Source organism: Streptomyces sp. NPDC050619 (assembly GCF_040654815.1).
GTDB lineage: Bacteria > Actinomycetota > Actinomycetes > Streptomycetales > Streptomycetaceae > Streptomyces.
The window spans coordinates 1-1,434 of record NZ_JBFAIR010000141.1; the positions used below are offsets into that span (position 1 = coordinate 1).

General features: G+C 72.0%; 1 protein-coding gene. It reads right to left on the reverse strand.

Translation table 11 applies throughout. From position 1 onward, the window contains the following. Nucleotides 1–1,434: AAA domain-containing protein (locus tag AB0I77_RS53545; protein WP_363290326.1), on the reverse strand; the 1,434-nt coding region annotated here is incomplete at both ends.

The following is a 1,434-nucleotide window of genomic DNA, read 5'->3' on the forward strand; positions in this document are numbered from 1 at the left end:
GCTCCCGCCCCACCGAGGAACCGGGCGACCCCGCCCACGGTCCCGCGCATGCTGAACGCGTGCTGCGCGGCGTTGACCTCGTCCCGATGCAGCCGCACGACGGACACGAACCGCGATTCCGGCACACTCGCAGCACCGGCGCCGCTCGTCCGAGCGTCCCGCGGATCTCGGGCCCCCGGCCGGGCAACGCCCCAACCCGCCTTACCAACCCTGTCGGCCGCGCCTTGCGTGCCCCGTGCGCCGGACGCGGGTCGGTTGCCGCGCGTGGAGGTGCGTGGGCGCGGTGCGTGGCCGGCCCCGCCCGACGGCGTTTCCGTCTCGTCGTGTTCCGGACCGTACGGCGCCTGCTGCGGGATCGTCTCCCCGGGCTCCCCCGTCGTGCCGGGCTGCTCCTCCTGCGTCTCCTCGGCCCCCGGAGTTTCCGTCTCCGTCTCGATGCCGAGACGGTCCAGTTCCCGCCACAGCGGCTCCAGTGCCTGTTCCGGGTCGAGGAAGAACCGGCTGCCGCGGATCCGGACGAACGTCCAGCCCACGCGCTCCAGTTCACGCTGGCGTGCCGCGTCCGCGTCGGCGTTCTCGTCCGTGTGGAACGCGTCGCCGTCGCACTCCTCCGCGAGTCGCTGTGTACCACCCTCGACGACGAGGTCGATGCGATAGCGGCCGGCCGGGTACTGGGGCCGCACCCGGTAGCCCTTGGCGCGCAGGGCCAGGAAGACCCGCTGTTCGAAGAGGCTGTCGAAGGCCTCGTGCGGAACGTCCGGCCGGACCTCGCCGAGTCCGAGGCGGGTGCGTTCCTCGGCCGGCCGGGAGAACCAGTCCAGATAGGCGCGCCGCAGATCGGTCTCGCCCAGTTCCGTGAGGGTCACGCTGTGGAAGAGCCACACCTGGTCGCGGGCGCGGGAGGCCGCCACGTTGATGTGCTGCCGGTAGAGCAAGCTGTTGTACGAGCCGATACGGCGCGGCCCGTCGGGACCGGTCAGCGAGACCACGAGGCTCACGAAGACGATGTCCCGCTCGTCGCCCTGGAACTCCTCCGCGTTGCCCACCCGCAACCGCCGCCGCTGTCGCTCGTCGAGCGGGATCCGGTCGGCCAGCAGGTCCTCGATGAGGAACTTCTGCCCTGCTCCCAGCAGGGTGATCACGCCCATGGTGCGCCCCGCGTACGCGGGATCGGCTATGCACCGGGCGATCTCGTCCACCAGCCGCTGCGCCTCGGCCCGGTTGACCTGCTTCTGTCCGCTGCCCTCGACGTACCCGTCGGCCACGTGCACCGACCTCAGCGGCGGCAGCCGGTCGGCGCCGTACTGCCGCAGCGGCTGGAGCCTGCCGCCGTAGCACAGCTCGTTGGAGAAGCCGATGATCTCCGGCATGCAGCGGAAGTGCTCACGCAGCATCAGTCGGCCCCGCCCGCCGGCGAGGCCCGACGCGATGTCG